This window comes from Pantoea sp. ABR1s (assembly GCF_057812235.1).
This window is the reverse complement of sequence record NZ_CM173823.1, coordinates 3,141,133-3,165,882: the sequence shown is the minus strand read 5'-3', so window position 1 is coordinate 3,165,882 and position 24,750 is coordinate 3,141,133. Positions and strand designations below refer to the sequence as shown.

21 protein-coding genes are annotated in these 24,750 nt (G+C 58.4%); 14 read left to right on the top strand and 7 right to left on the bottom strand.

Annotation, left to right across the window (positions count from 1 at the left end; genetic code table 11):
- Positions 1–74: 74 nt before the first annotated feature.
- A complete protein-coding gene (gene eat / locus ACXKZD_RS15000) occupies positions 75–1,439 on the bottom strand; it encodes an ethanolamine permease (protein ID WP_010671181.1) in 1,365 nt (454 codons plus the stop codon).
- A gap of 249 nt (positions 1,440–1,688) precedes the next feature.
- Between eat and ACXKZD_RS14995 the strand changes: the two genes are divergently transcribed.
- Positions 1,689–2,693: a phosphotransferase enzyme family protein gene (locus ACXKZD_RS14995; protein WP_033785416.1), complete on the top strand. Its 1,005-nt coding sequence runs from the start codon at positions 1,689–1,691 to the stop codon at positions 2,691–2,693.
- Positions 2,694–2,855: 162 nt separating this feature from the next.
- A complete protein-coding gene (qhpR, locus tag ACXKZD_RS14990; RefSeq protein WP_010671183.1) occupies positions 2,856–3,923 on the top strand; it encodes an AraC-like transcriptional regulator QhpR in 1,068 nt (355 codons plus the stop codon).
- On the opposite strand, the gene ACXKZD_RS14985 is transcribed toward qhpR, so the two are convergent.
- Positions 3,920–4,312, bottom strand: a complete 393-nt coding sequence (locus tag ACXKZD_RS14985) for a cell envelope integrity TolA C-terminal domain-containing protein (protein WP_029519669.1) — start codon at positions 4,310–4,312, stop codon at positions 3,920–3,922. The two genes, qhpR and ACXKZD_RS14985, sit on opposite strands and share 4 nt — an antisense overlap.
- A 153-nt stretch (positions 4,313–4,465) precedes the next feature.
- Here ACXKZD_RS14985 and ACXKZD_RS14980 point away from each other — a divergent pair, with 153 nt between their 5' ends.
- The 3 genes from ACXKZD_RS14980 to ACXKZD_RS14970 are packed head-to-tail and all read left to right on the top strand — an operon-like array spanning position 4,466 to position 6,164.
- Positions 4,466–5,143, top strand: a complete 678-nt coding sequence (locus ACXKZD_RS14980) for a CsgG/HfaB family protein (RefSeq protein WP_033756751.1) — start codon at positions 4,466–4,468, stop codon at positions 5,141–5,143.
- Positions 5,144–5,154: 11 nt separating this feature from the next.
- Positions 5,155–5,514, top strand: a complete 360-nt coding sequence (locus ACXKZD_RS14975) for a DUF4810 domain-containing protein (protein ID WP_089414524.1) — start codon at positions 5,155–5,157, stop codon at positions 5,512–5,514.
- Positions 5,511–6,164, top strand: coding sequence for a DUF799 domain-containing protein (locus ACXKZD_RS14970; RefSeq protein WP_488981706.1), 654 nt, complete (start codon positions 5,511–5,513; stop codon positions 6,162–6,164). Before ACXKZD_RS14975 ends, ACXKZD_RS14970 begins: the two co-directional genes overlap by 4 nt.
- A 29-nt stretch (positions 6,165–6,193) precedes the next feature.
- On the opposite strand, the gene ACXKZD_RS14965 is transcribed toward ACXKZD_RS14970, so the two are convergent.
- Positions 6,194–9,868: an AAA family ATPase gene (locus tag ACXKZD_RS14965; protein WP_488981705.1), complete on the bottom strand. Its 3,675-nt coding sequence runs from the start codon at positions 9,866–9,868 to the stop codon at positions 6,194–6,196.
- Positions 9,865–11,064, bottom strand: a complete 1,200-nt coding sequence (gene sbcD, locus ACXKZD_RS14960) for an exonuclease subunit SbcD (RefSeq protein ID WP_010255305.1) — start codon at positions 11,062–11,064, stop codon at positions 9,865–9,867. Before sbcD ends, ACXKZD_RS14965 begins: the two co-directional genes overlap by 4 nt.
- Before the next feature lie 197 nt (positions 11,065–11,261).
- On the opposite strand from sbcD, the gene phoB reads away from it, so the two are divergent.
- The 6 genes from phoB to proY all read left to right on the top strand — a co-directional run bounded on the left by phoB (position 11,262) and on the right by proY (position 18,625).
- Positions 11,262–11,951 carry a phosphate response regulator transcription factor PhoB gene (gene phoB / locus ACXKZD_RS14955; RefSeq protein WP_003852491.1) on the top strand — a complete coding sequence of 230 codons (690 nt, stop codon included), beginning with the start codon at positions 11,262–11,264 and terminating at the stop codon, positions 11,949–11,951.
- Positions 11,952–11,965: 14 nt separating this feature from the next.
- Entirely contained in the window at positions 11,966–13,279 is a 1,314-nt protein-coding gene (gene phoR / locus ACXKZD_RS14950; RefSeq protein ID WP_010255313.1) for a phosphate regulon sensor histidine kinase PhoR, read from the top strand.
- A 19-nt stretch (positions 13,280–13,298) separates the two neighbouring features.
- Positions 13,299–14,219: a PstS family phosphate ABC transporter substrate-binding protein gene (locus ACXKZD_RS14945; RefSeq protein WP_031293116.1), complete on the top strand. Its 921-nt coding sequence runs from the start codon at positions 13,299–13,301 to the stop codon at positions 14,217–14,219.
- A gap of 165 nt (positions 14,220–14,384) precedes the next feature.
- Complete coding sequence (locus ACXKZD_RS14940; protein ID WP_089414522.1) at positions 14,385–15,491, top strand: cobalamin-independent methionine synthase II family protein; 1,107 nt, start codon at positions 14,385–14,387, stop codon at positions 15,489–15,491.
- Positions 15,492–15,882: 391 nt separating this feature from the next.
- Positions 15,883–17,202, top strand: a complete 1,320-nt coding sequence (gene brnQ / locus ACXKZD_RS14935) for a branched-chain amino acid transporter carrier protein BrnQ (protein WP_157351629.1) — start codon at positions 15,883–15,885, stop codon at positions 17,200–17,202.
- 70 nt (positions 17,203–17,272) lie between these two features.
- Positions 17,273–18,625, top strand: coding sequence for a proline-specific permease ProY (gene proY / locus ACXKZD_RS14930; RefSeq protein ID WP_346451370.1), 1,353 nt, complete (start codon positions 17,273–17,275; stop codon positions 18,623–18,625).
- Between the two features lie 513 nt (positions 18,626–19,138).
- Here proY and ACXKZD_RS14925 read toward each other — a convergent pair.
- From ACXKZD_RS14925 to ACXKZD_RS14915, 3 genes are all read right to left on the bottom strand, one after another.
- Positions 19,139–20,395, bottom strand: a complete 1,257-nt coding sequence (locus ACXKZD_RS14925; protein ID WP_346451368.1) for a histidine-type phosphatase — start codon at positions 20,393–20,395, stop codon at positions 19,139–19,141.
- Positions 20,396–21,208: an inositol monophosphatase family protein gene (locus ACXKZD_RS14920; protein ID WP_022626128.1), complete on the bottom strand. Its 813-nt coding sequence runs from the start codon at positions 21,206–21,208 to the stop codon at positions 20,396–20,398.
- A gap of 206 nt (positions 21,209–21,414) precedes the next feature.
- Entirely contained in the window at positions 21,415–21,996 is a 582-nt protein-coding gene (locus tag ACXKZD_RS14915) for an ACP phosphodiesterase (RefSeq protein WP_022626127.1), read from the bottom strand.
- Positions 21,997–22,099: 103 nt separating this feature from the next.
- Here ACXKZD_RS14915 and queA point away from each other — a divergent pair, with 103 nt between their 5' ends.
- The 3 genes from queA to yajC all read left to right on the top strand — a co-directional run bounded on the left by queA (position 22,100) and on the right by yajC (position 24,729).
- Complete coding sequence (gene queA / locus ACXKZD_RS14910; RefSeq protein WP_488981704.1) at positions 22,100–23,170, top strand: tRNA preQ1(34) S-adenosylmethionine ribosyltransferase-isomerase QueA; 1,071 nt, start codon at positions 22,100–22,102, stop codon at positions 23,168–23,170.
- 78 nt (positions 23,171–23,248) lie between these two features.
- Entirely contained in the window at positions 23,249–24,397 is a 1,149-nt protein-coding gene (gene tgt / locus ACXKZD_RS14905; RefSeq protein ID WP_010255351.1) for a tRNA guanosine(34) transglycosylase Tgt, read from the top strand.
- Positions 24,397–24,729 (top strand): preprotein translocase subunit YajC, encoded by a 333-nt coding sequence (gene yajC / locus ACXKZD_RS14900; protein WP_010255353.1) that lies wholly within the window; start codon positions 24,397–24,399, stop codon positions 24,727–24,729. Before tgt ends, yajC begins: the two co-directional genes overlap by 1 nt.
- The last annotated feature ends 21 nt before the right edge of the window (positions 24,730–24,750 follow it).

Below are 24,750 nucleotides of genomic sequence, written 5' to 3'. Positions count from 1 at the left end.
GCATCCGCTGACGATTCAGCGCCAGAGAGACCCGGCGCTGAATCGTTAACCCAAGGCACTCACCCGCGCCGCTTTTATTCGCCGACCAGCATACTGTCCTGCGGCGCCCGATCGCGCTGCGCTTTGGTGGCGAGGAAGTAGAGATAGCCTGCCAGCATGATGGCGAAAAACAGCGCGCCTATCACCGGATTAAACCACAGCATCGCCAGCAGACAGACCACCGACAGCAGCAGGGCGATGCCCGGAACAATCGGATAGCCCGGCGCGCGGAAACTGCGGACCATCTCCGGCGCGCTGCGGCGCAGTTTAAACAGGCTCAGCATACTCATGATGTACATCACAATCGCGCCAAATACCGCCATGGTGATCATCGCCGCCGTCAGCGTCATCCCCTGCAGATTAATCACACCATCGCTGTAAATTGCCGCGATACCCAGCACGCCGCCGAGAATAATCGCCCGATGCGGGGTCTGGAAACGCGAAAGTTTGGCCAGAGAAGGCGGCAGATAGCCCGCGCGTGCCAGGGCAAAAAACTGCCGCGAATAGCCGAGGATGATGCCGTGGAAGCTGGCAATCAGGCCAAACAGTCCAATCCACACCAGCATATGCATCCAGTTAGAGTGTTCGCCGACAATCATTTTCATCGCCTGCGGCAGCGGATCGTTAATATCGGCAAGTTTGCGCCAGTCGCCCGCGCCGCCCGCCATCAGCATCACACCTATCGCCAGCACCACCAGCGTCAGAATTCCGCTGATGTAGGCGCGGGGAATGGTCCGGGTCGGATCTTTCGCCTCTTCGGCCGCCATCGCCGCGCCTTCAATGGCCAGGAAAAACCAGATGGCAAAAGGAATGGCGGCGAAAATGCCGGAGAAGGCGGGCAGTCCGAAGCTGTCACTGCCTGCCCAGCCGTGTGCGGCGAAGTTCGCCAGGCTGAAGCCGGGTGAAACCACACCCATAAACACCAGCAGTTCAATCACCGCCAGCACCGTCACAACCAGTTCAAACATCGCCGCCAGTTTTACGCCGAGAATATTCAGCGTCATAAACAGCAGATAGGCGCCGACCGCCGCAGTCTTCGGGTTCAGTTCGGGATACTGCACGTTGAGATAAGCCCCAATCGCCATGGCAATCGCCGGTGGCGCAAAGACAAACTCAATCAGCGTCGCCAGACCGGCAATCAGTCCGCCGGTTTCGCCAAAGGCGCGGCGACTATAGGCAAATGGCCCGCCTGCATGGGGGATCGCGGTGGTCAGTTCGGTGAAGCTAAAAATAAAGCAGGTATAGAGCGTGGCGATTAACGCGGTGGTGACCAGAAATCCCAGCGTGCCCGCCACGGCCCAGCCGTAACTCCAGCCAAAATATTCGCCTGAAATGACCAGGCCAACCGCAATCCCCCACAGATGCAGGGTGCCCAGAGTGGGCTTGAGTCTGTTTGTCATTCTGTTATCCCCGTCGTTGTTGGTCTCACGCGGCGTTACACCGCCATTACGCTACAGTAAGGGGATAATGCCGTTGCATTACTCGCCACGACTTGACGCGGGCGCAGTGACTTCTGTCCTCCACGGTCAACTCACAGGCAACAACCGGGCCAGCTGCACGCTGCGGTCAACTTTGTCTCTTCCGGAGTCAAGCAGCTCACCTTCTGGCAACGCATGCTGAGATAACGCAAGTGACAAGGAGCCGGACTGATGAGCGCTAAACAATATGACAACCTGACTGATTCCCAACTCACCCTGATGGCGCAGCAGGCGCTGGCCTGTTATCCCGCCGCGCTGCAGGGCCAGCTCAGCCTGCTGTGCCGCTCAGAGAACGCCACGTTTCTGCTGCAGGCGGCAGGCCGGCGTTATGCGCTGCGACTGCATCGCGGCGATTATCATCAAAAAGCCGACATCGTCAGCGAACTGCTGTGGCTCAATGCGCTGCGCGAAACCGGCATTATGGTGCCGGAAGCGGTGCCGGACAAAGAGGGCGAAACCGTGCTGACGCTGCGGCTGCCGGAGGGCGGTGAACGCTACGTGGTGCTGTTTCACTGGATCGACGGAGAGATGCCGACCACCGACGTCGATCCCCGCGCTTTTCAGCAGCTCGGCCAGATCACCGCGCGGCTGCATCAGCACAGTAAACAGTGGCAGCCGCCTGCGGGTTTCCAGCGCATCATCTGGGATCACCACACCATGACCAGCGCAGAGAGTCACTGGGGACGCTGGCAGGATGCGCCGGATCTGAATCCTGCCGATCACGGCGTGGTAGAGCAGACGATAAGCCAGGTCGGCGCGGCGATGGCGCAGTTCGGTAAAGGATCGGATCGCTATGGCCTGATCCACGCCGATCTGCGGCTGACCAATCTGCTGCTGCACAAGGGCGAAACGCGGGTGATCGATTTCGATGACTGCGGGTTAGGCTGGTATCTGCACGATCTGGCGGCGGCGATCAGTTTTGTTGAGCATCATCCGCGCGCGCCAGAGTGGATCGATCACTGGATCCGCGGCTATGAGCAGGTGGCGCATATCAGCGATGCGGAGATGGCCATGCTGCCCGCGCTGTTAATCCAGCGTCGTATCCAGCTCACCGCGTGGGTGGGATCACATGCCGAAACCGAAATGGCGCGCAGCCTGGGATCGGCGTGGGCCAGCCACTCGGTCCGCCTCTGCCGCCGTTATCTGGAAGGTGAGCAGCTGCCGGTCGGCGTCTGATGCACCAGCGGCGGGCGTCGCTGCGCCGCCGCAGTGCCCTGCGCGTAACCTGCACGCCGCCCGGACAGCCCGCAGGCGGAGCGTCGGGCATCAGGGACCTGGTATGGAAATTGCTCGGATAGAAGTGACGGGTGATCCACCTGAATTCTGACTGAGGCGACCATGAATCCGACACTGATAAAGCCCGATGCGTTTGCGGCCTGCTCGGCAGCGGCGGGGGCAGGCAATCACGGCGTGCTGGCAGCAGCGGCGACTGGCTTAGGCGACTTTATTCATACCCAGGGCGGCGATGTTGATCGCATCTTCGGCATCAGCGGCATCGATCCGGAGCGCCTGGCCAGTCCGACGCTCAGCCTGGGGCTGGTTAACTACTGTCGGGTGCTGGAAGAGGCGGCGCGTCACTCCGGTTTTGATAACTTCGGTTTGCACTACGGCAGGCAGTTTAAACCGCAGTCATTAGGCCTGATCGGCTACATCGGTTTGTGCTCCGCCACGCTGGAACAGGCGCTGCATAATGTGGTCAACGCATTTCCCTGGCATCAGCACGACACCTTAACCCGGCTGGTGGATAAGGGAGAGTGCTGGCGGCTGGATTATCAGGTGCGACATGGCGCGATCCTGTCGCGCCGTCAGGATGCGGAGCTGACGCTGGGGATGTTTATGAATCTGATCCGCCACGTGGCGGGCAGACACTGGGCACCGCGCGAAGTCCACTTTGAACATCCGCGTCCCGGCCAGTGGCACGATCACTGCAAAGTGTTTGATGCGCCGGTCTGGTTCGATCAGCCGTTTAATTCACTGGTGATCCCCAAGCGCGATCTGCTGCGCGCCATGCCGGAGAGCGATCCGATCCTGTTAATGGTGATGCAGGATGCGATCCGGCGGCTTAACCGTGTGACGTCGCAGCAGAGCATGATTGAGCAGGCGCGTTCGCAGGTTAATTTATCGCTGATGCAGGGTGAGCCGGTGCTGGAAGAGGTGGCGGATAAGCTCGGACTGTCGAGTTGGTCACTGCAGCGGCGGCTGCGCGAAGAGGGCAGCAGCTTTACCGCGCTGGTCGATCAGGTGCGCTGCGAAATGGCGACACACTATCTGCAGCAGAAGCAGCTGCCCATCTCTGAGATGGCGCTGCTGCTGGGCTACTCGGAAGTCAGCGCGTTTTCACGCGCGTTTCGTCGCTGGTTTGGCATCAGTCCGCGCCAGTGGCGTCAGGAAGGTCTGGCCAGCTAACCGCGCGGCGCAAAGCCGAACCACGCCGGTTGTCCAGGCTCCGGCGGCGGCGGCAGATCGCGGGTCTGCGCGACCAGTTGCCAGGCGCGCAGGCAGAGCGCTTCATCACCCTGCGTCTGGGTCACCGCATAATGTCTGCTGTGTGGTTGCCACTCCATCCGTACCAGACATTGCTGACCGGCGTAACGCGCCGCATCGCTGAACTGCCGGTTCAGTACTGGCTGCATTTGATTAGTCCAGTGACAGGATTGGCTGTCAGGATCTTTCGACGGCTGACAGAGGTTTGCCACGCTATCCCGTTGCTTTGTCACAGGTTGCTGACAGGCGCTGAGCGACATTGCAATAATCACCCCCGGCAACATTCTCATCGTTATATTAATTAAATTCATTTAACTGGCCAACTTTCCTTAAAGATCTTCCGGTCTGCTGCCGACAGTCTACAGACCGGCATCATGAATGCTATGGCATTACTCCGACTGTCGACAGAACCAGAATTTACCGCCCTGGCGCGGGTTACATCTCTTTCACTTCATGGATTAGAAATGCAGAAAAAATATGCCTTTGCGGCACTCTCCCTGTTAACGGCCTCGCTCATCAGCGGCTGCGCCACTGAATCTTCCCGCGCTATTCAGGCCCCCCAGGTTCGCGCGGCCAGCCAGCCGGTTTATCAGGGCGTGCGCAGCCCGATTGCGGTGGGGCAGTTTGATAACCGCTCCTCCTATATGAACGGCATTTTCTCTGATGGTGTCGATCGGCTGGGCAATCAGTCAAAAACCATTCTGATTACCCATCTGCAGCAGACCAACCGGTTCAGCGTGCTGGATCGCAGCAACCTGAAAGAGCTGCAGCAGGAGTCGGACTTCAAACGCAGCCAGCAGAATATCAAAGGCGCGAACTTCATCATCACCGGTGATATCACCGAGTTTGGCCGCAAAGAAGTGGGCGATCAGCAGCTGTGGGGCATTCTGGGCCGCGGCAAAACGCAGATCGCCTATGCCAAAGTGAATCTGAACGTAGTGGATGTCACTACCTCAGAGGTGGTCTACAGCACCCAGGGCGCGGGCGAGTATCAGCTCTCCGCACGTGAGGTCATCGGCTTTGGTGGCACCAGCAGCTATGACTCTACGCTGAACGGCAAAGTGATGGATCTGGCGATTCGCGAAGCGGTCGATCATTTAGTGGATGGAATCAACAACGGCGCATGGCGTCCGGCTAAATAAGGAAGCAGTAAATGAAGATAATGACACTGAGCAGCCTGCTGATTGCAGCGGCGTTGCTGGCTGGCTGTGCGCCAAAAGCGCCGAAAACGATCTACTACTGGGGCGATTATCAGCAGCAGGTCTATAGCTACTATCAGCCGGGCAGCGATCCGCTGAAGCAGATCGATGCGCTGAATCTGGACATTGAAAAAGCCCGTGCCGTTAACCAGCCGGTTGCGCCTGGCCTGCACGCCCAGCTTGGCCTGCTCTATGCCAAAACCGGCGATACCAATAAAGCCTTTGGTCAGTTTGCCACCGAGAAGCAGCTGTTTCCCGAATCGGCACCTTACATGGATTTTCTGATGAGTAAAAAACAAGGAGTGGTACGGTGAAAAAACTGATTGCCCTCGGCGGCGTGCTGATGATGCTGCTGCTGACCGGTTGTGCGACGAAAAAACCGTATGACTACAGTGCGTTCCGTGCCAGCAAGCCCGCCTCGATTCTGGTGCTGCCGGCCGATAACACCTCGCCGGATATCAATGCCGCTCACAGTCTGACCTCGCTGGTGACGCACCCGCTGGCCGAAGCCGGTTACTACGTCTTCCCGGTGGCAGTGGTTGAAGAGACCTTTCAGCAGAATGGCCTGACCAGCGCCAGTGACGCCCAGGCCGTCAGCGCGAAGCGTCTGAATGAGATCTTCCACGCCGACAGCGCGCTCTATATCTCGATCAGCGAATATGGCAGCAGCTATCGGGTCATTGACAGCGTGACGATCGTGACCGCCAAAGCACGGCTGGTGGATCTGCGCAGCGGCAAAGAGATCTGGCAGGGTAAGGCCAGTGCCAGCGACAGTGAAGATGGCAACAACAACAACGGTGGGCTGGTCGGTATGCTGGTCAGTGCGGCAATCAAACAGATTGCCAGCAATGTGACTGACAAAGCGCACACCGTGGCCGGACTGACCAGCAATCGTCTGCTGGCACAGAACGAGCAGGGCGGGTTACTCACCGGCCCTCGCTACAAGCTCGTCAGCGCCCGCTGATTGCACGTAAACGGGCGCTCTGGCGCCCGTTATCCCTGCGGCAGTTCCAGCTGGCTGTAACCCAGCCCATTCATTTTGCGTACTTTAATCTGTACCGGAATGCGCTCCTTCATCGCTTCCACGTGGCTGATCACCCCAATGGTTTTGCCGCTGGCGTTGAGTGCATCGAGTGCGTCCAGCGCGGTGTCGAGCGTCTGCGCATCCAGCGTGCCAAATCCCTCATCCAGAAACAGCGATTCGATGCGCGTTTTGTGGCTGACCAGATCCGACAACGCCAGCGCCAGCGCCAGACTCACCAGGAAGCTCTCACCACCGGAGAGCGTGCGGGTATCGCGCGCCGCATCGGCCTGCCAGGTATCGACCACATCCAGCTCCAGCAGATCCTGCGCCCGTCGCTGCAGCAGATAGCGGCCATGCAGCCGATCGAGCTGACGGTTAGCCAGGGCCACCAGGTGATCCAGCGTTAAGCCCTGGGCGAAGCGCCGGAATTTATCGCCGCTGGCGGAGCCAATCAGATCGTTGAGCAGGCTCCACTGCGCCAGCGTCACACCATCCTGTTCAATCTGTGTCATCAGGCTCTGCTGGCGCACACGAAGGCTGGCATCGCTGTGCAGCTGCTGCTGAATCTGACCCTGCTGGCTGGCGTTGTCGCGCAGTGCCAGCCGTAACTGCTCCAGCTGTTGCGCCAGCGCCTCGGCGGATTCCGGCATCGCAGCGGGTTTCGCCTGCTGATGGAGACTGAGCCGCTGACGCAGATCCGCCAGTCGCGCCTGCTGCTGCTGGCATTGCTGATCGAGCTGCTGCAACTGCTGACGCAGTTGCACTGCGGTCTGCTCATCCAGCAGCGCCGCGCGCAGGCTGGCTTCATCCGCGAATCCGGCGCTCTCGAGTGCCTGCTGCAGCGCGCTTTCCGCCTCTGCCAGTTTGCTATTGAGCGTCTGCCGCTGATTTTCCAGCCCCGAAAGCTCACCTTGCAGGCGACTGACCTCGGCCTGCGCCTGTTGCAGGGCCGTGAGCTGCTGTGCCAGTTGTTCATCAGCCTGCTGAACGCGGGCCTGTATCTGCTGACGGGCGTGGGTGACCTCGCGGTCGCCAAACAGCGCCTGACGGGCACGGCGCATCTCGCTGAGCTGCGTCTGGCGCTGGTTTTGCTGCTGCTGACGAGTGGTGAGCTGCTGCTGCTCCAGTTCTGCCTGCTGTTGCAGGGCAGTGAGCTGGGTTTCCCCCTTTAACAGCTGCGGTTGCAGATTAGCGAGCAACCGCTCACTTTCCTGCCAGCGCTCCCAGCGCCGCTGCTGTTCTGTCAGCCACGCCTCGCGATGGGCGGCGTCGGGCAGGGCAAGGTTGTGTGCACTGAACTGCTGCTCCAGACGACTCTGCAATTGCGCCATGGCCTGCTGTTCCTGCTGCTGACGCTGTTGCAGCGCATCCAGCGCCTGTTGCAGGCTGGACAGCGACTGCTGCGCCAGCTGTTCTGCCTGCAAATGCTGCTGCCAGGCCTGTGACTGCTGAAGATGGTAATCCTTTGCGGCCTGACGCGCCTGTTCGGCGGCTTCCTGCGCCTGTCGCTGTTGCTCAAGCTGGCTTTCACGTTCGCTTTGCTGCTGCTCCCACGCGGTTAAGGCATCCCGATCGGCGAGCGGGAAGGTAAGTGCCAGCTCACTGCTCAGCGCCTGCCATTGCTGCTCAAGCCGATCGAGCTGTTGCTGCATCTCCGCGATCTCATCGCGCAGGGTCTGCTGCTGCACGGCTGACTGTTTCAGCTGTTCGCTTTTTGCCGTGTCCGCTTCGCGCAATGCCTCGGTTTGTTGTTGCAGTGCAGCCCGGCGCTGCTGGTTAGCACTTACTTCCAGCGTGCTGTAGGCCTCAACGGCGGGATGCGTGCAGGAGCCGCACAGCGGACAGGGCTGATCGGCGACGAGCCGGGCGCGGTAATCGCTGAGATCAACAATCTGCTGCTCCAGCGCGCAGATTTTTTCGACATCATCCAGTTGCTGTTTTTCGCGTTTCCACGTCTCGCGTAGGGCCTGGAGTTCCGCTTCACTCTGCTGATGCGCTTTTGCGAGCGCGATAAGCCGCTGCTGGCGCTGGCCCAGCTGCTGGTGCAGCGGCTGCCACTGGGTTGAAAGCAGCAGCAGTTGCTGACGAGCCGGACGGCTGTTCTGCAACTGGCTTAATGCCTGACGCAGTGCGGCAGGCGGATGCTGTTCCTGTAGCGAAGTTAGTACTTGCTCCGCCTGCGAGAGCGCCTGGCGGGCCTGTTGCTCCGCCTGCTGGCGCGGGAGCGCCTGTTCTGCCTGCTGCTGCTGTTCCGCCTGCTGGGCAGCGATCTGTCGCTGCTGCTGCTCGCGCTGTTGCGCCAGTCCGGCCAGGGTCGCTTCACGCTGCGCCAGCAGGGCAAAGTTCTCCTGCCACACCGGCAGCGAAGCGCCCCATTGGGCGAGATCGGCAAGCTGCTGGCGTAACTGATGCTGTTCGGCAATCGCCTGCTGCCATGCCTCAACCTGGCGCTTCTGCTCTGCCAGGCTGGCCTGTGTCTGATCAGCATGCTGCTGCTGCCGGGCGTTTTCCTGCTGCTGCTCCGCAAGCTGCTGCTGCAGTGCGCTGATCCGCTGATCCAGCGGCAGCACCTGCTCTGTCAGCAGGCTCTCCTGCTGCTGCTGTTCCTGCAGCGCCTGCTGGCGGGCACTCTGGGTCGCCGCGTAGTGCTGCTGATGCTGCTGCTGTTGGGTCTGCGCCTGCTGCTGCGCCGCCGTGAGTTGCTGACAGCGGCTCACGACCTGCTGCTGTTCGGTGCGTAACGCGTCGCGCTGCTGCAGTTTTACCCGCAGCTTTTCAGCCGGTTCGCTGCGTGCAAGACGCTGACGATCGGCCTCTGCCGCCTGGGATGCAGCCTGGGCCTGCTGCAGCGCGACGTCAGCCTGCGCATTTTCCTGCTGTAACTGCTGCGCCTGCTGTTGCCACTGCTGCTGTTGCTGCGCCTGCTGATAGTGCGCGCTGAGCTGCTGTTCCGCATCGGTCAGATCGGTGAGCTGCTGTTGCAGCGCGTCGCGTGCGTCGCTATCCAGCAGCGCCATCGCTCCCGCCTGGCTGCGCAGCAGATCCAGCTGGGTTTTTGCCTCTTTGTGGCGCTCGTAGATGGCGGCGGAAATCAGACCGTAAATTTCGGTGCCGGTCAGCTCCTCAAGCAGTTCTGCGCGCTCACTGGCTTTGGCATTGAGAAAGGCGGCGAACTGGCCTTGTGACAGCATCATCGAGCGGGTAAACCTTTCGAAATCGAGCCCGGAGAGGGTTTCGATCAGCTTCAGCTTGTCACCGACTTTATCGGCAACAATAGTGTTGTCAGCGCAGCGTGCCAGCTCAACGCGCGGTGCCTGAAGTTTGCCGTCGGCAGTGCCGCGCGCGCGGTTCTGGCTCCAGAAGGCGCGCCAGGCTTCTCCTTTGATCTCAAACTCCACCTCGGCCAGACATTCGGCACAGTCGCGGGTCATCAGCGCATTCTGGCTCTGTGAAATCGCGCCCAGGCGCGGTGTCTGGTGATAGAGCGCCAGGCAGATGGCGTCCAGCAGGGTGGTTTTACCGGCGCCGGTGGCACCGGTAATGGCGAACAGGCCGTTGCTGGCGAAAGGTTCGGCGCGGAAGTCGATGAACCATTCACCGCGCAGGGCATTGAGGTTTTTGAACCGTAGCGTGAGGATCTTCATTGGGTCTCTTCCATGGCGGCCAGCGTCTGGCGGAACAGGGTGGTCATCTCGGCAATTTGCTCTGGTTGCAGCTCCTCATCCAGCGCCAGCCGGCGGGCAAAGACCTCCTCCACCTTCAGCTCACTCAGGGTTTCGTTGTCGAGCCGCGCCAGGCTCTGTTGCCGCTGTTCACGGCTGCGGCGGAGCAACAGGACTTCGACCGGCAGCGTGGCGGTCAGGGTTTCTACCTGACGCTGCAGATCGCTGAGGTACTCCTGGGTGGTGACTTCGATGTCGAGCCAGGTCGGCTTCTCCTGCTCTGCCGTGCTGAAGGCATTTAACTGTTCTGCAATCTGCGCCAGCGATCCTTTCAGCACCTGCATCGGCTGCGCCTGTGGCACCACCAGCGGCGTGACCGATTGCAGGCCGCTGGTGGTGAGTTCCAGCAGGAAGACGCTTTTTTCTGTGCCCAGCTCGTCAAAGCTCAGCGGAATCGGTGAGCCGCTGTAGCGGATATGCTCGCTGCCCGCGACGCGCTGGGCGCGATGAATATGCCCCAGTGCGATATAGTCAGCCGCGGGAAACGCGCTGGCCGGGAAGGCATCCAGCGTCCCGATATAGATGTCGCGCACCGAATCGCTCTGGCTGACGCCGACGGTGGTGAGATGGCCGGTGGCGATAATCGGCAGTGCATGGCCCAGCGCCTGGGCGGCGGTGAATCGCTGCTGATAGTGGTGGGCGATCGCTTCCAGCAGCGAGGTCTGCTTGTCGCGTCCCGACTGACCCGCCCGGCTGCGCAGGATATCGCGCGGCCGCAGATAGGGAATCGCACACAGCAACGCGCCCGGCTCGCCCTGGCGGGTGTTGAGCAGCAGCACATCATCCTTCTCCTGCGGGGTGGCGATCACCCGGGTATTGAGACAGGCGAGCAGCTCACGCGACTCATTCAGCGTGGCAACGGAATCGTGGTTGCCCGCCAGCACAATCAGCTGACAGCCGCTGGGCTGCAGCGCCACCACAAAGCGGTTGAACATTTCGCGGGCGTAGCTGGGCGGTGTACCGGTATCAAACAGATCGCCTGCGATGATCAACGCATCCACCTGATGCTGTTCAATCTGGATCAACAGCCAGTCGAGAAATGCCTGATGTTCGGCTGCCCGACTTTTGTTGTAGAAGAACTGCCCCAGATGCCAGTCCGCAGTATGAATGATGCGCATGATGAGTCCCTGCCGTTGTGATTCGCCCGGCGATTATACTGGCTCTGCGGCCAAAGCAAAAAATTGTCGCTGCGCTGTCATAAATGATTACCAGTGAGGTTACAGGCAGGTTATGTTTTTCATAAAAGTGTCACAAATCTGACGCATAATGGCGCCGCGAATCTCAGTGACATCCGTCATAATCAGCAGGAGTAATAATGGCTAAGCGCATTTTGGTTGTGGAGGATGAAGCCCCCATCCGTGAAATGTTGTGTTTTGTTCTGGAGCAGAACGACTATCAGCCAATCGAGGCGGAAGATTATGACAGCGCCGTTGGCAAGCTGATTGAACCCTGGCCCGATCTGATTTTGCTGGACTGGATGTTACCCGGTGGCAGCGGTATTCAGTTTATCAAACATCTGAAACGCGAGGCGATGACACGCGATATCCCGGTGATGATGCTCACCGCGCGCGGCGAAGAGGAGGATCGGGTGCGCGGCCTGGAAGTGGGTGCCGATGATTACATTACCAAACCCTTTTCACCTAAAGAGCTGATGGCGAGGATCAAAGCGGTGATGCGCCGTATTTCGCCGATGGCCGTGGAAGAGGTGATTGAGATGCAGGGGCTGAGTCTGGATCCCTCCTCACATCGCGTGATGTCCGAAACCACGCCGCTGGAGATGGGTCCGACAGAATATAAGCTGCTGCACTTCTTTATGACCCACCCGGAACGCGTTTACAGCCGCGAACAGCTGCTGAACCACGTCTGGGGCACCAATGTGTATGTGGAAGATCGTACTGTCGATGTTCACATCCGCCGTTTACGTAAAGCGCTGGAAGTGTCCGGCCACGATCGCATGGTACAAACCGTTCGCGGAACAGGGTATCGTTTCTCTGCCCGCTACTAAACGGAGCCTTAACCGTGCTGGAACGCCTCTCCTGGAAGAGATTACTGACAGAACTGCTGCTGGTCTGTCTGCCCGCAGTGCTGCTGGGCCTGCTGTTCGGCGGTCTGCCCTGGTGGCTGCTACTGAGCGTGCTGACGGTGCTGTTGTGGCATTTTCACAATCTGATGCGGCTGTCGCACTGGCTGTGGCTCGACCGCACCATGACGCCACCGGCCGGGCGTGCCAGCTGGGAACCGCTGTTTTATGGTCTTTACCAGATGCAGCTCCGCAACCGGCGGCGACGGCGTGAACTGGGCAATCTGATTAAGCGTTTCCGCAGCGGTGCCGAGTCGCTGCCGGATGCGGTGATTCTGACTACCGAAGAGGGCACCATTTTCTGGTGTAACGGCCTGGCGCAGCAGCATCTTGGACTGCGCTGGCCGGAAGATAATGGCCAGAACATCCTCAATCTGCTCCGTTATCCGGAGTTCTCGCGCTATCTTCGCCAGCGCGATTTCGACAAGCCGCTGACGCTGGTGCTGAACAACAAACTTCACATGGAGTTCCGCGTCATGCCCTACAGCGAAGGGCAGTGGCTGCTGGTGGCGCGTGATGTCACGCAGATGCATCAGCTGGAAGGGGCGCGCCGCAACTTCTTTGCCAATGTCAGCCATGAATTGCGCACACCGCTCACGGTGCTGCAGGGCTATCTGGAGATGATGAACGACTCGGTGATGAGCGAGCCTTCGCGCAGCAAAGCGCTGCACACTATGTCGGAGCAGACGCGCCGCATGGACAGCCTGGTCAAACAGCTGCTGACGCTGTCGCGCATTGAAGCCGCGCCCGCAATCGATCTGAAAGAGAAGGTCGATGTGCCGGTGATGCTGAAACTTCTGCAGCATGAGGCGGCAACGCTGAGTGGTGGCCGTCACGACATCCATTTCCATACCGATCCCCATCTGAAAGTGTTCGGCAACGATGAACAGCTGCGCAGCGCCATCTCCAATCTGGTTTACAACGCGGTAAACCACACACCGGATGGCACGCGAATTGATATCAGCTGGCTGCGCGGCAAACAGGGGGCCATTTTCCGGGTGTGCGATAACGGGCCGGGCATCGCCTCAGAACATATTCCGCGTCTTACCGAGCGTTTCTACCGGGTCGATAAAGCGCGTTCGCGTGCGACCGGCGGCAGCGGGCTGGGGCTGGCGATAGTGAAACATGCTCTGAGCCACCATAACGCCCGGCTCGATATCACCAGCGTGCCGCACAAGGAGACCTGTTTTACCTTTACGCTGCCAGCGAGGTTGATTGTCAGCAGCGTGATGCAGGAGAATGCCGTTCATTAATCGCTGCCGGATCTCCCTGATGCGCATCCTTCTTTTGTTGATCGTTACTCTGCTGCCGGGCCTGGCACTGGCCCAGCCCGGCGCGCTCTCCGGCAATCTCAGCAGCGTCGGATCCGATACGCTGGGTTATCTGATGACGCTGTGGGGCGAAGATTTCAGTCGCCAGGCGCCGGGCGTCAATGTCCAGGTTCAGGCCTCCGGCTCTTCTACTGCGCCGACCGCGCTGGCGGCGGGTGCAGCACAACTCGGTCCGATGAGCCGCCCGATGCAGGCAGATGAACGCCAGGCCTTTGAGGCGCGCTACGGCTATCCGCCGCTGGCGGTTCCGGTGGCTATGGATGCGCTGGTGGTAGTGGTGAATCAGCGCAATCCGCTACAGCAGATTGAACCGCGACAGCTCGATGCCATCTTCTCGATTACCCGTCTGTGTGGCGCACACAGCGTGCCGCTGCGCTGGGGCGATCTCGGCTTAACCGGCGCGCAGTGGAGCAAACGGCCGATTCAGCGCTATGGACGTAACTCCGCCTCCGGCACATGGGGTTTCTTCAAGCAGCAGGCGCTGTGTAAAGGTGATTTTCGCAGCGACGTGGCGGAGTTTCCCGGCTCGGCCGCAGTGGTGCAGGCGGTGGCCGGTAATTCACGCAGCATCGGCTACGCCAGTTTTGGCTTTCATCTCAGCGGCGTAAAAATGCTGGCGGTGATGAATGATCAGGGGCAGGCGATTACCCCGGATGCCGATGCCATCCGCAGTGGCCGTTATCCCTGGGCGCGCCCGCTCTATCTCTACGTGAATAAAGCGCCCGGCAAACCTTTGCCGCCGCTGGTGGCCGCGTTTCTGCAGCAGGTACTTTCGGCGCAGGGACAGCGGCGGGTCAGTGAAGCGGGCTATCTGCCGCTCTCTGACAGTCAGATGACGCAGGCGCGCGCCGCGCTGCGTTAATCTCCCACACGTGAATTTTTTTCATCATCACTGAATTTTCTTCAGTTGCAGAAGAAAGCCGCTCATGCCACTCTGTGTTCAGACATGTAGCCATCCAGATGGCTATTTATATCAGGATGCAACTATTTCCTGCCGTCATTAATGGCAGGAGAGACAGGAGTGATCATGCAAAGAGAAACCGCCCCGTTCCGTGCCGATACCGTTGGCAGCTTTCTGCGTCCCGCCGCCATTAAGCAGGCGCGCGAACAGTTTGCAGCCGGAGAGATTGATGCGGCGGCCCTGCGTCAGGTTGAAGATGATGCGATTCGCGATGTGGTGGCGAAACAGCGGGAAAATGGCCTGAAAGTGGTCACTGATGGCGAATTTCGTCGCGGCTGGTGGCACTTCGACTTCTTCTATGGCCTGAATGGCGTAGAGCGCTATGAAGCGGAGCAGGGCATTCAGTTTAATGGCGTGCAGACCAAAGCGCATGGCGTGAAAGTGGTGAGCAAACTCGGTTTCCCGGCGGATCATCCGATGCTGGCGCATTTCCGCTTCCTGCAGAGTATTGCCGGTGATGCGGTGCCGAAGATGACCATTCCCAGCCCCAGCGTGCTGCACTTCCGTGGTGGCCGTAAGGTGATCGACGCGGAAGTCTATCCCGATCTGGCAGACTACTTCGACGATCTGGCGCAGACCTACAAAGCGGCTATTCAGGCGTTTTATGACGCGGGCTGCCGCTATCTGCAACTGGATGATACCGTCTGGGCTTACCTCTGTTCTGAAGATCAGAAGCGTGATATCCGTGCGCGTGGCGACGATCCTGACCAGCTGGCACAGACTTATGCTCAGGTGTTGAATAAAGCGCTGGAAGGTAAACCTGCCGATCTGACCGTGGGTCTGCATGTCTGTCGCGGCAACTTCCGCTCAACCTGGATCTCTGAAGGCGGCTATGGGCCGGTCGCAGAAATCCTGTTCGGCAGCGTCAACGTGGATGCCTTCTTCCTGGAGTATGACAACGCCCGTTCCGGCGGTTTTGAACCACTGCGTTACATTAAGCCAGGTCATCAGCAGGTGGTGCTGGGTCTGATTACGACCAAAGTGGGAGAACTGGAGGATCCAGCGCAGGTGAAAAACCGGCTGGAAGAGGCGGCGCAGTATGTCAGCCTGGATCAAATCTGCCTCAGTCCGCAGTGTGGTTTTGCCTCAACCGAAGAGGGCAACAGCCTGACCGAAGCGCAGCAGTGGCAGAAGATTCGCTTAGTGGTCGATATCGCGAATCAGGTCTGGTAGTGCTGTAACGTTGTGCAGACAGGCGCGTAAAACGCGCCTTTTGTGTATCTTCAGGCCCGTTTATGCGGGGATTTCTCGCGCTCTGTCTATTATTTAGGCACATCATCTTGTGTGCCTGCTGCAAAAATTAACGCTATCCACTGCCTTTTGAAAAAATGGCGGCATAACCTTCTGGTTTTCCGATCCCGTATTGCCTTTCACCGCTATAAACGTTTTACTTAGCGCCGTTGTCGATCCATCCCTCTGTGAACAGAATAAAAGCAGCTCAAATCACCTGTGCTTTACCCTGCGACGAGCATAATGCGCTGACATTTTCAGCCTGGTCGCGGTTTACACGCAGCGAGGGGACAACACTAACCCAACTTCCACCGCAACATCAGTGACAGGCCGTATGACACATCGTTTAACTTCGAAGGACATTCTCGCGCTGGGCTTTATGACATTCGCCCTGTTTGTTGGCGCGGGCAACATCATTTTCCCGCCCATGGTCGGTATTCAGTCTGGCGAACACGTCTGGACTGCCGCGATTGGTTTTCTGATTACCGCAGTCGGTCTGCCCGTGATGACCGTGATCGCGCTGGCCCGCGTCGGCGGCGGCGTGGATGCGCTCAGCACCCCGATTGGCAAGGTCGCTGGCATCGTGCTGGCCACCGTTTGCTATCTGGCTGTCGGGCCGCTGTTTGCCACACCGCGTACGGCCACGGTCTCGTTTGAGATGGGTATTGCCCCGCTGACCGGTGATGGCGCGCTGCCGCTGTTTATCTATAGCCTGATTTACTTCACGCTGGTGATTGGCGTATCGCTCTATCCCGGCAAGCTACTCGACACGGTAGGGCACTTCCTTGCGCCATTAAAAATTATTGCGCTGACCGTGCTGGGCGTTGCTGCCCTGGTGTGGCCTGCTGGCGGCACGGTTCCGGCTACCGCTGATTATCAGCGTGCGGCCTTTTCCAGCGGTTTCGTCAATGGCTATCTGACCATGGATACGCTGGGCGCGCTGGTATTTGGTATCGTAATTGTCAACGCCGCCCGTTCGCGTGGCGTCGATAATGCCGCGCTGCTGACCCGTTATACCGTGCTGGCAGGGTTAATCGCCGGTCTGGGCCTGACGCTGGTCTACCTCTGCCTGTTTAAGCTGGGCGCGGGCAGCGGTGCGCTGGTGGATCAAAACGCTAACGGCGCAGCGATTCTGCACGCGTATGTTCAGCACACCTTTGGCAACATGGGCAGCTTCTTCCTTGCCGCGCTGATCTTCGTCGCCTGTATGGTGACCGCCGTAGGCCTGACCTGTGCCTGTGCGGAATTTTTTGCGCAATACCTGCCGTTATCGTATAAAACGCTGGTGTTTATTCTGGGTCTGTTCTCCATGGTGGTGTCGAATCTCGGCCTGAGCCACCTGATTCAGATCTCCATCCCGGTACTGACGGCGATTTATCCGCCCTGTATCGTGCTGGTGGTGCTGAGTTTCACTCTCAACTGGTGGAATAAGAGCAGCCGGATTATCGCGCCAGCCATGTTAATCAGCTTGCTGTTCGGTATTGTTGATGCGATTAAAACCACCGGGTTTAAAGATTTGCTGCCCGCTTTCAGTCAGAATCTGCCGCTGGCCGATCAGGGTCTCGCCTGGTTGCCGCCGTCGCTGGTGATGCTGCTGATTGCCGCTGTTATTGATCGGGTGAAAGGGCCGGAACAGGTGACCGTTCACTCGTAGCAGAGAGCACTGATTTTTCTTTAACCACGGGCCTGCCCGTGGTTTTTTCATTTCACAGGTACAGGTTGTTATGCAAGAAACCAACAAGCTCAAACGCGGACTGAGCACGCGCCACATCCGCTTTATGGCGCTGGGATCGGCGATTGGCACCGGGCTGTTCTACGGTTCCGCTGACGCGATAAAAATGGCCGGACCGAGCGTGCTGCTCGCCTATATCATCGGCGGGGCAGTGGCTTACATCATCATGCGCGCACTGGGTGAGATGTCCGTTAATAATCCTCAGGCCAGCTCCTTCTCACGTTACGCGCAGGACTATCTTGGGCCGATGGCAGGCTACATCACCGGCTGGACGTACTGTTTTGAAATCCTGATCGTGGCGATTGCGGATGTCACGGCGTTCGGCATCTATATGGGCGTCTGGTTCCCTGAGGTGCCGCACTGGATTTGGGTGCTGAGCGTGGTGCTGATCATCGGTGCCGTCAATCTGATGAGCGTGAAGGTGTTCGGCGAAGTGGAGTTCTGGTTCTCCTTCTTCAAAGTCGCCACCATTATCGTGATGATTCTGGCCGGTTTCGGCATGATCATCTGGGGTCTCGGCAACGGCGGCCAGCCGACCGGCATCCACAATCTCTGGACTAACGGCGGCTTCTTTGCGCACGGCGTAGTCGGTATGCTGCTGTCGCTGCAGATGGTGATGTTTGCCTATGGTGGCATCGAAATCATCGGTATCACCGCCGGTGAAGCGAAAGATCCGGAGAAGTCGATTCCGCGCGCCATCAACTCGGTGCCGTGGCGCATTCTGGTGTTCTACGTCGGCACGCTGTTTGTGATTATGTCGATCTACCCGTGGAATCAGGTGGGCACCTCGGGCAGCCCGTTTGTGCTGACCTTCCAGCATCTGGGCATTGCGGCGGCCGCCTCTATCCTCAATTTTGTGGTGCTGACCGCGTCACTCTCGGCGATTAACAGCGATGTGTTTGGCGTGGGCCGCATGCTGCACGGGATGGCGCAGCAGGGACATGCGCCGAAGGTCTTTATGAAGGTCTCTTCGCGCGGGATTCCGTGGGTGACGGTGGTGGTGATGATGTTCGCCATGCTGATTGCGGTTTATCTCAACTACCTGATGCCGGAAAAAGTCTTCCTGGTGATCGCCTCGCTGGCGACCTTTGCAACAGTGTGGGTCTGGATCATGATTCTGCTGTCGCAGATCGCGTTCCGTCGCAAAATTGGCAAAGAGGCTGCCAGTAAGCTGCAGTTTGCGCTGCCAGGCGGCAGCTGGACTGCTGGCGTCGGCATAGCCTTTCTCTGCTTTATTATCGGTCTGATTGGCTATTTCCCCGATACCCGCATTTCCCTCTATGTCGGTATGGTGTGGATAGTGGTGCTGCTGCTGGGCTATAAGCTGGTTCGTAAAGTCCGCTAATCTCCTGTTCTGCTCTCTCATTCGTGGGGGAGCAGAACACGCTATTTCCCGCGCTTTTATATTCCTGCTCATCTGATTATTTATGTGACCCAATCCACAATATGGAATCCTGTTATCAGGAGCAAAACGCCTGCCTGCGAAATAAGTTTATGTCCCGGTTTATATCCATGAATGCGTATTTTAATTGGCAGTGAATGTGGCCGATAGTGATAACCGGGCAGGGGCGATAAGGGAGATTCAGAGAAGTGAGCGTGCAGTCACACAGGCGCTGGCGGGCAGCAGTAGCGGGGCGTGTAAGAAATAAAAAACGGCGAAACCAGTCGCCGAAATACTCAAGAATTACAGGAAAATAGTTAATAAAGGGATGATTGACGGGTCTATCGTAAAACAAAACGAGTGGCGCTGATAGTCAGGCGATTTAAATAAGAAAAGGTCGGAATGGCGTTAATTAACAGCGGTTAACATTATTCAGGCCGCGTTGATGCTGCGGCCTGAATTTGATTAGCCACAGACTCAGGGCAATATAACCGAAACCGGTAGCACAGCGCTGTCATCCAGCTTTTTCCGCAACTGAATCAGCGTGGATTGATAAGGGCAGAGCACGCCGACATCGGTGATTCTGCAGTCGGGCTGATGCCACTCCTGACGTAATAACGGATGTTTATCATCAATCGGTTGTAACTGACGAATCCCATCCAGACTCTGCGCCTGGAAATAGAGCCGCAAAAAACGTTCGCCGCTGTGGGTGTCGCGCCAGCGCTCCAGCACCAGACTACTGCCCGGTGGAATGTTGCCGCGCGAATAGCCAGGCAACTGCCAGCTAAAGCCCATCAGGGTGCGCACCATCGCAATATTAGTGTCATGTGCCACCAGAATCAGCCAGCGGCCCGGCGCGCTATCGGAAGCAATCGCCTCCAGCAGGGCGTTGAGCAATATTGAGCCACGGCGCTGTGCCTGATAGAGCACGTCGTTGCTGAGATCGTAGTTTGCGGTCAGCAGCGGCAGCAGCGTGGTGATCTGCGCGGCCGATATGATGTGTCCCCAGGCGAGCTGATCCCACGGCAGGTTTTCGCTGTAGCCCAGTCGCAGCGTCTCCACCATGCTTGCCATCACACTCAGCCCGTAAACGTATGTGTTGCCGTTACGGGTTTGCCGGAACGACCAGGGCGCATCAAAGAGGGGGCAGTCAGTCGCGGGCGGGCAGACGGCGGCTTTCAGCTGCTGAATGGCGGGTTGCAACTGCTGTTGCAGCCGCGCCAGATCGCCCGCTTTCTGCTGCTTAGCTGCCAGCTCCTGAGCAGGATCGGTGTGGGTGACCGTCAGCTTTTCACTCTGGAACAGCGGATCGACATCGCCCGCGACGTGATGCACCGGCACGCCGCAGCCGGGAAAGGTCCCGTCAGTCAGCGCTGCGGCCGTGGCACGGGTGCGCTGCAGCGGACTGGCGCGCACGTAGACCTGTGCTGCATCAGGACAGCCCGCGCCCAGCAGGCCGAGATGGCGATAGTGCTCGCCTTGCCAGCGTCCTTTATTGACCACCGCGCTGTAGCCATGACCGGTCAGCTCACCATCGGCGGTGGTCCACTGCGTCCAGGGTTGCTGGCTGGCGGCTTCAATCTCTTTGCGATTACCGGGGGTGGGCGGACGGACACCGTGACGGCTCAGTTCGACCACCTTCTCCAGCTGGTAATCCGCCGCCTGTGACACCGGACTTAACAGCCAGAGAGAACAGAGGATTAGCGCGCAGCGGTACAGGCCTGGCAGCGTCATTTACTCCTCCAGCGCGCGATTACCGGTCAGCGCTTTGATTTTTGGATAAAGAGTCGCATTGGCCAGCAACACCGGGTTGCCGTTTTTTAGCCCCTCGTTGCGCAGATAATCATTAGTGACGCCGCCCGCTTCGCGCATCAGGACGATGCCCGGCAGACTATCCCAGGGATGCATATGCGCTTCATAGTAGCCAATCAGTCGCCCGGCGGCCGCCCAGGCGCTGGTCAGCGCGCCAGAACCGATGCGAATAAACATGCCACCCTGTTCAGTTAAGCCGCTAATCAGGCGCGAGACGCTTTCGGCAGGGGTGCGACTGGAGTTGCTGATGCCGAGCAAACCCTCGTTGAGATGCGTCGCGCCATGAACCTGGAGACGGCTCTCATTAACCCACGCACCCTGACCTGCTCGTGCGTGAAACAGCTCCTGATGATTGGGATCGCAGACCACGCCGATCACCGGTTCGCCGTCACAGACCACCGCCAGCGAGACGCACCAGTTAGGCAGGCCGTTGACGAAGCAGGCGGTGCCGTCGATGGGATCGACCACCCAGATAAAGGGCGCGCCCTGAACCTCACCACCGCTCTCTTCGCCATAGACAGCATCGTCAGGAAAGCGCTCAGCGATTAATGTCTTAATCAATGCCTCAACGTTACGATCAGCCTCGCTGACCACGTCCTGCAAATCCCTTTTGTGTTCCACCACCAGTGTCTGACGCTGCTGATACCACGAATAAGCCCGGCTGGCCGCCGCACGGGCGATGTCGCAGGCGTAACGGTAACGCGCGTCAATTTCAGAATGCGAAGCGGATGACATCTTTTCCTCTTATGTCTTTTTGTCAAAACGAACGGAAGGCACGCCTGAACAGGCGGTCTGGCTGTGATATTTACTTAACTATTGTTAAGAAAGGCTTCATTAAGCCGCAGATAGGCAGCAATGGCAAGATGGTGCGGGGTCGGGTGAGGCGCTTTCCCGGCGGGCGAAAGCTGGCGTCCGCCAGCCCGGCAGCAGAGGATCGGGTTTTACAGGGTTCTGCTGGTCGCCAGCGCCATTAAACGCGGATAAAAAACAAAAAACAGCGCTTCCAGCTGATCATAGTGTTGCGTGAAATCGTGGTAGGAGTCGCGCAGGGCTGCCAGGCGTGGACGGCGGCTGGCCATGCCGTGCAGCACCCGCTCCAGCCGCGCGGGCTGGGCATAATGCTCAAACCAGCGCTCGCGCCACATCACCGCGTTGAGTTCCTGAAACTCGATGGGGGTGTCTGCCAGTTGCGGCATGATCTCGCGCTCGGCGGCGGCAGAAAAGTGCACCAGCGTCTGGCCGGGCGTGAAGTGCTGCCAGTGCCGGGCCAGAAAATGGTCCCAGATGACGTCCAGCGTAATGGGTGCCACGCGATAGGTTTCGGCACGGAATAGCTGACGGGCGCTGCGCACTTCCGGCAGCGCATCGGTCATCACATCGAGACGACGGTGCATCAGAATGCCGTCCGCGACGGGCGCAGACCAGTGCTGGTGCGGGTTGCCACGCACAAAATCGGCCATTAAATTGCCGAGTAAGGAGCTGTCGGCCAGCTTAGCCAGATGGAGATGAGCAAGAAAGTTCATGCCGCATTATAGGCTGAACTGCCTTTGCGCAGCCAGTTGTTCAGAATTGGTCGATTTTCCGCTAAACTGTGCCGCCTGTTTTTGCCTGAGAAAGAACTCTTTCATGCGTGTCGCCGATTTTGCTTTTGAACTGCCCGAATCCCTGATTGCTCACTATCCCCAGGCGCAGCGCAGCGGCTGTCGTCTGCTGTCGCTCGATGGTCCCAGCGGGACGCTGTCGCACGGTGTGTTCACCGACGTGCTGGATAAGCTGAATCCGGGCGATCTGCTGGTGTTCAACAACACCCGTGTGATTCCGGCGCGCGTCTTTGGCCGCAAAGCCAGTGGCGGCAAAATCGAGATGCTGGTGGAGCGGATGCTCGGCGACAAGCGTGTGCTGGCCCATGTGCGCGCCTCGAAAGCGCCGAAGCCGGGAGCAGAACTGCTGCTGGGCGAAGACGAGAGCGTGAAAGCGACGATGGTGGCGCGTCACGATGCGCTGTTTGAGATTGTGTTTGATGATGAGCGCGCGGTGCTCGACATCCTCAACAGCGTCGGCCATATGCCTCTGCCGCCTTATATCGACCGTCCGGATGAAGAGGCGGATCGCGAGCTCTATCAGACGGTTTACAGTGCCCGACCGGGTGCCGTTGCGGCACCGACCGCCGGTCTGCATTTTGATGAACCGCTGCTGCAGGCGCTGAAAGAGAAGGGCATTGAGATGGCGTTTGTGACGCTGCATGTCGGTGCGGGAACCTTCCAGCCAGTACGCGTCGACAACATCGAAGAGCATCACATGCATGCTGAATATGCCGAAGTGCCGCAGGAGGTTGTTGATGCGGTGCTGGCCTGTAAAGCACGCGGCAATAAGGTGGTCGCTGTCGGCACCACCTCTGTCCGTTCGCTGGAGAGCGCCGCCAAAGCGAGTCAGGATGCCCTGATTGCGCCGTTCTTCGACGATACCCAGATTTTTATCTATCCGGGCTATGAGTATCAGGTGATCGATGCGCTAATCACCAATTTCCATCTGCCCGAATCGACTCTGATTATGCTGGTCTCGGCGTTTGCCGGTTATCAGCACACCATGGCCGCGTACCGCGCAGCCGTGGCTGAGCAATATCGTTTCTTCAGTTATGGTGACGCGATGTTTATCAGCAAAAATCCGCAGGCGCCGCTGGAAAAAGTGGGCGACTGATTTATTAACCGATAGCCGGAATCGACTGAGAGCGACTGAAGGTTATCTGCATCGGACTGTTTCTCCGATGGAGGCTTTGTGAAATTTGAACTTGATACCACAGACGGGCGCGCACGCCGTGGCCGTCTGATTTTTGATCGCGGTGTGGTGGAAACCCCTGCGTTTATGCCTGTTGGCACCTATGGCACCGTTAAAGGCATGACGCCGGAAGAAGTGCAGGAGACCGGCGCGCAGATCATTCTGGGCAATACCTTCCACCTCTGGCTGCGTCCGGGCCAGGAGATCATGAAACTGCATGGCGATCTGCATGACTTTATGCAGTGGAAAGGGCCGATCCTGACCGACTCCGGCGGCTTCCAGGTCTTCAGCCTGGGCGACATCCGTAAAATCACCGAAGCGGGCGTGCATTTCCGTAACCCGATCAACGGCGACCCGATCTTCCTCGATCCGGAAAAATCGATGGAGATTCAGTACGACCTCGGTTCCGACATCGTGATGATTTTCGATGAATGTACGCCCTATCCGGCGGACTGGGACTACGCCAAACGCTCGATGGAGATGTCGCTGCGCTGGGCGCAACGCAGTCGTGACCGTTTTGACAGCCTGGGCAATAAAAATGCGCTATTTGGCATTATTCAGGGCTCGGTTTACGAAGATTTACGAGATGTCTCGGTGAAAGGTCTGGTAGAGATTGGCTTTGATGGGTACGCTGTGGGCGGCCTGGCGGTGGGTGAGCCTAAGCAGGACATGCACCGTATTCTTGAGCACGTCTGTCCGCAGCTTCCGCAGGATAAACCGCGTTATCTGATGGGTGTCGGCAAGCCAGAAGATCTGGTTGAGGGCGTCCGTCGCGGCGTCGATATGTTTGACTGCGTGATGCCGACCCGTAATGCCCGAAATGGTCATCTGTTTGTGACTGAGGGTGTGGTGAAAATCCGCAACGCCAGATACAAAGATGACACTGCGCCACTGGATGCGGAGTGTGATTGTTACACCTGTCGCAATTATAGTCGTGCCTACTTGTATCATCTCGACCGTTGTAACGAAATACTGGGCGCGCGTCTGAACACTATCCACAATTTGCGCTATTACCAGCGCCTGATGGCAGGTTTACGCCAGGCCATCGAAGAGGGTAAATTAGAGCGCTTTGTAAACGAGTTCTACCAACGGACGGGCAAAGAAGTTCCGCCTTTAACGTCTGATAATTCATCAATGAGGGAAATTTAATGAGCTTTTTCATTTCTGACGCCGTGGCCGCAGCAGGCGCACCGTCTCAGGGAAGTCCGTATTCTCTGGTGATCATGCTGGTGGTGTTTGGTCTGATTTTCTATTTCATGATCCTGCGTCCGCAGCAGAAACGTGCGAAAGAGCACAAGAAGCTGATGGATTCTATCTCTAAGGGTGATGAAGTGCTGACCAGCGGTGGCCTTGTAGGCCGCGTAACAAAAGTCTCTGACACGGGCTACGTAGCTATCGCGCTGAATGACACCAATGAAGTCGTCATTAAACGTGATTTCGTCGCCGCCGTGCTGCCTAAAGGCACTATTAAGGCGCTGTAATTCTTTCTTCCCTAAGGGAAC

Bases quoted from the DNA above. Each gene is read 5' to 3' on its own strand.
- ACXKZD_RS14915 (WP_022626127.1), bottom strand. From the start codon at position 21,996: ATGAACTTTCTTGCTCATCTCCATCTGGCTAAGCTGGCCGACAGCTCC.
- ACXKZD_RS14965 (WP_488981705.1), bottom strand. From the start codon at position 9,868: ATGAAGATCCTCACGCTACGGTTCAAAAACCTCAATGCCCTGCGCGGT.
- brnQ (WP_157351629.1), top strand. From the start codon at position 15,883: ATGACACATCGTTTAACTTCGAAGGACATTCTCGCGCTGGGCTTTATG.
- yajC (WP_010255353.1), top strand. From the start codon at position 24,397: ATGAGCTTTTTCATTTCTGACGCCGTGGCCGCAGCAGGCGCACCGTCT.
- ACXKZD_RS14975 (WP_089414524.1), top strand. From the start codon at position 5,155: ATGAAGATAATGACACTGAGCAGCCTGCTGATTGCAGCGGCGTTGCTG.
- ACXKZD_RS14995 (WP_033785416.1), top strand. From the start codon at position 1,689: ATGAGCGCTAAACAATATGACAACCTGACTGATTCCCAACTCACCCTG.
- phoB (WP_003852491.1), top strand. From the start codon at position 11,262: ATGGCTAAGCGCATTTTGGTTGTGGAGGATGAAGCCCCCATCCGTGAA.
- queA (WP_488981704.1), top strand. From the start codon at position 22,100: ATGCGTGTCGCCGATTTTGCTTTTGAACTGCCCGAATCCCTGATTGCT.
- ACXKZD_RS14980 (WP_033756751.1), top strand. From the start codon at position 4,466: ATGCAGAAAAAATATGCCTTTGCGGCACTCTCCCTGTTAACGGCCTCG.
- ACXKZD_RS14985 (WP_029519669.1), bottom strand. From the start codon at position 4,312: ATGAATTTAATTAATATAACGATGAGAATGTTGCCGGGGGTGATTATT.
- ACXKZD_RS14920 (WP_022626128.1), bottom strand. From the start codon at position 21,208: ATGTCATCCGCTTCGCATTCTGAAATTGACGCGCGTTACCGTTACGCC.
- proY (WP_346451370.1), top strand. From the start codon at position 17,273: ATGCAAGAAACCAACAAGCTCAAACGCGGACTGAGCACGCGCCACATC.
- sbcD (WP_010255305.1), bottom strand. From the start codon at position 11,064: ATGCGCATCATTCATACTGCGGACTGGCATCTGGGGCAGTTCTTCTAC.
- ACXKZD_RS14925 (WP_346451368.1), bottom strand. From the start codon at position 20,395: ATGACGCTGCCAGGCCTGTACCGCTGCGCGCTAATCCTCTGTTCTCTC.
- eat (WP_010671181.1), bottom strand. From the start codon at position 1,439: ATGACAAACAGACTCAAGCCCACTCTGGGCACCCTGCATCTGTGGGGG.
- ACXKZD_RS14945 (WP_031293116.1), top strand. From the start codon at position 13,299: ATGCGCATCCTTCTTTTGTTGATCGTTACTCTGCTGCCGGGCCTGGCA.
- ACXKZD_RS14940 (WP_089414522.1), top strand. From the start codon at position 14,385: ATGCAAAGAGAAACCGCCCCGTTCCGTGCCGATACCGTTGGCAGCTTT.
- qhpR (WP_010671183.1), top strand. From the start codon at position 2,856: ATGAATCCGACACTGATAAAGCCCGATGCGTTTGCGGCCTGCTCGGCA.